This window comes from Planktosalinus sp., assembly GCF_059864935.1.
On the sequence record NZ_JCBCCK010000362.1, the window covers coordinates 1 to 4,084 of the forward strand.

Here is a 4,084-nt window from a genome sequence, read left to right on the forward strand (position 1 = left end):
CCAATCACTCCTGTTTGTGCAGGCAGCGAATTTGACCTTGAAGGCATAGTTGATGATGAAACCATTGCCCGCCGCTGGTTGCGGGAAGGGGTGCAAATACATCCTTTAAACAACACAACTACCCCCTGGTTGCTGGAAGGCCTCGTGGAAAACACCTCGGGCAGCTTTACCTATACCCTTGAAGTGGGCGACCCTAACATTGGGGAGTGTACAAACAGTTTTAACTTTATAGTAGTGGTATCCCCCACACCCACGGCAAACGATGTACAACTGGATTTTCAGGTAAACTGTAGCCCATTTGAAATAGTGGCAACAATAATAAACCCTGATCCTGATGGCAATTACAACTGGAGCAATGGCGACTCCGGCATCCAAACAACTGTTAACCATACCGGGTTGCTGGCTGTACGCTATACCAATGAGTGGGGGTGCAGTGTGTGGGTAGAAATTCCCATTCCTGCATTGCCCGAAGAACATATCTGGGTGTTCCCTACCGGTTGTTTTGAATCCTGCGAAGACCCTGGACTAAACAACAGTTATGTAATAGGGCCCCTTCCTGTTTATGACATGCACGCATGGTTATGGGATGGTTTTGGAAATCAATATGGTGGTATACATGTGCCCCCCCAGCCTATTAACCAACCGGGCGCTTTGCAATTGGAGCTGGGCACAGATATTTTGGGAACGTGGTGTGAGCTGACCAGTGGTACACTTCAGGTAACTCTGAGTCATGAAGGCTGCCGCCCCTGTGATCGCGATTTCGAGTTGAGAGTAGGTGAAATCAGGATAGGCCAAAGCTTCCCATATTTCTATTATGATGTAAATATGCACATCCACAATCCTCACGGTATAACACTTACTTTTCAATTTACATCACCTGACGGGGTCTATATTCCCAATAACGTTACTGTGGGTCCCGGACAATCTGTAAACCTCCAATTGCAATTTATACCCAATTCGGGTTTCACAGGTGGAAATTCAGTGATGTTTATTCAGGTGTTGCACAATGGCAACTTGTTTTGTTATCAAGAGGAAGAGATAGAATACCCGGTGATACCACCATCTTTTTTCTCAGAAAGCCATCATGAATTAAAATTGGTTCCCAATCCTGTAACACAGATGGTAAATGTGCACTATACCCTGAACAAAAGCAACAAGGGCACATTGACGGTTTACAGCCTGTTGGGCGTTGCCATTATTGAACAACCCATAAACCAAAACAGCGGGATGATCCCTTTGAACTTGGGTAACCTTTCTTCAGGCACCTATATTGTAATAATCAATGATGATATCGGGCAACGTATGCAACAAGTGTTGATCAAAAAGTAAAAGTTAATTTATCTTAGATTCCCCGGTTCCCTTTAGGGTTAGGGCAAAACGGGGAATCGACGGTAAATGCCTTATGTGAAAATACCCTTTAAAAACAACTATTAATTAAAAAAATAATATCTTAGATGCACCCTGTACCCTTTAGAGCTTGTCCCGAATTTATTTCGGGACTTAGGGCAAAACGGGGTCATCGATAATTGATTCACATTAAAAAATAACATCATGCAAACAAATTACACCTTATTGATACTGATCACCTTACTGGCTTTTGATTCTTTTGCCCAACAGGCCGATTATGAATATAGCTGGGCCACCCGTGGTGGCGGACCGAGAGACCTTCAAAACAATATTATTAATTCGGACTTAAGTAATTCTCAAAAAGTCAATGTAATTGCCATAGACGAACAAAACAATTATTATTTTATTGTTGATATTGGCAGTGACCTTGGGAGTACACAGGCAACATTTGGCGATCTTTTGGATCCCAATAGCCTGATACCCATCACCACCTACAATGACCCCTCAAGCAGTCAGAGCTACAGGAGCAGGGATGCTTATTTGGTTTCCACTACCTGTGAAGGGGAGTTTCGCTGGCACAAGACCATAGGCGGTGGTGGTCAGATTTTTGCATATGGCTTGGGCACTGACGCCTTTGGCGGGGTCTATGTGGCCGGTAATGCACAACAGATGACAAGTGCACAAACCCCTGTGCATTTTGATCAGGATTCCATAAAAAATACCATGTTGCATGGTACCACTTATATAGTTAAATATGATATAGAAGGTAATTTTCAATGGTTGAAAGAACCCAATACGAACCCTCCTGCTCAATACAATTCTCAAGTGTTTGCTACAGGCGGGGCTTTGCATGTGGAACCCAACGGCACTATGCATTTTAACGTGTTGATGTCTGCCGGTCATGAACTTGAGGGCGGGGCTGTGGTGGCAGACAGCGTTTCTTTCCCGCACAGTTCAGTAGCATCAAATACCTATGTGGGCGACCTTGGGGTGTTGCGCTATGACAAGGATGGTGATTTTTTGGGTTATACCCGATTGGACATAAATATGTGGGGGGCAATAGGTCCTACAATTGTGGGAAATAGAATTGCATTTACCTATGACCCAGTCATGGATCGGTATTATATTGCAGCATTCCATCAACACTTAGGGAGTCTTACGCATCCCGCCATCATAGACGGTGTGGAAACAGAACACTTTTATTTGGCTGCATTTAGTGCTCAGGATGGCAGTCTAGCCTGGTGGCATATGGGAGATGCGAATACTCAAGCTGGTGAAATAATGGATTTAAGTATTGATGACCAAGGAAATATTTTTGTTGTTGGAAGATTAAGAGGCAACGGAGGCACTTTTGGAGGGTACACAAACAATACATCTCCTTCCTGGAAACCGTTTGTTATTGCGATGGACAGCAATGGGATTTTATTATGGGGAAGTAATGCAGATGAAACTCAGGGGGGTGCTACAACTTCAATTACCTTTGATTTTGATAATAACGAGGTTATTATAGGCATGGCAGACGGGAGGACCGGTGGCGGTACTTTTACCTGGGCTAACCTGTCTTATCACAGGCCATCGGGTCACGGTATTGATCCTGCGGTCGTAAGGCTTGATAAGCAAACAGGGGCCGGGGTAGATTTACATGATATTTTAAGTACCGGCATGGGTTTTCGAAATTATATAAGTGCCACTGCTGTTGATAAGTTAGGAAACATTGTGGTGGGAGGCACCTTGACCTCACCGTCACTATTTGTTAACCACCCCAATGTCCCTGAAGTTTTGCGGGAGGGCATCAGCAAATCAGACTTTTTTATCGCCCAATTAGCAAAAGCAGGCGTCAGCTGTGATGATTTAATGAGCGTTGGCGAAGTGCAAAAACCACAAATGCGCATCTACCCCAACCCGGCGGGCAACATCCTGCACTGGCAGGCAGATGTGGGCATTATAACCGTGGGCATTTATGACATATCAGGCAGAGTAGTTAAAGAGCAAGCTGTAACAGGCCAATCCGGCAGCCTTTCTCTGGAAGGCCTTTCCGCAGGGAGTTATATTGTGGTGTTACAAGACAATACCGGCAAGTCGATGCAAAAGATGTTGATTAAAAAATAGTAATGTGTTTTTCTCAAACTTTTTAAACAAAAGCTTTGTGGTCCAGAGGCTAGCACATGGATTAATACTCGAAATCCAAACCCCCACCCGCCTTTGGCGGGTCGGGGCAAGGGGTTTGGGATGGTTTGATCAACATGGAGGCAACAGTTGAAATTAGCAGTCAATACATAAAACTTTAAAAAACAACACCATGCAAACAAAACACACCCTTCTGATACTGTTATCATTGCTGAGCTTTGATATAGCTGCCCAACAGGCAGATTATGAATATAGCTGGGCTACCCGAGGGGGCGGACCTAGAGACCTTCAAAACAACGTTACAAATTCAAACTTGGATAATTCCCAAAAAGTCAATGTGATTGCCATAGACGAACAGAACAACTATTATTTTATAGTGGATATTGGAAGTGACCTGGGAAGTACACAAGCAACATTTGGTGATTTGTTGGACCCCAATAACCTGATACCCATCACGACCTACAATGACCCTTCAAGCAGCCCACACTACAGGAGCCGGGATGCCTACTTGGTGTCCACAACCTGTGAGGGGGACTTTCGCTGGCACAAGACCATAGGTGGGGGCGGTCAAATATTTGCTTATGGTTTGGGTACTGATGCTTTGGGCGGG

Annotated in this window: 3 protein-coding genes; all 3 read left to right on the plus strand. The window is 44.6% G+C overall.

Going from position 1 to position 4,084, the window contains the following annotated elements; all coding sequences use genetic code 11:
• On the plus strand, positions 1-1,329 hold a 1,329-nt coding region (locus AC6F75_RS11420), incomplete at its 5' end, for a T9SS type A sorting domain-containing protein (protein ID WP_500715145.1).
• 222 nt (positions 1,330-1,551) lie between these two features.
• Positions 1,552-3,456 carry a T9SS type A sorting domain-containing protein gene (locus AC6F75_RS11425; protein WP_500715146.1) on the plus strand — a complete coding sequence of 635 codons (1,905 nt, stop codon included), beginning with the start codon at positions 1,552-1,554 and terminating at the stop codon, positions 3,454-3,456.
• Between the two features lie 190 nt (positions 3,457-3,646).
• Positions 3,647-4,084, plus strand: a 438-nt coding sequence (locus AC6F75_RS11430) for a hypothetical protein (RefSeq protein ID WP_500715147.1), incomplete at its 3' end; no start/stop codon positions are given.

Excerpts from the sequence above, each read along its gene's own strand:
- AC6F75_RS11425 (WP_500715146.1), top strand. The coding sequence starts at position 1,552 with ATGCAAACAAATTACACCTTATTGATACTGATCACCTTACTGGCTTTT.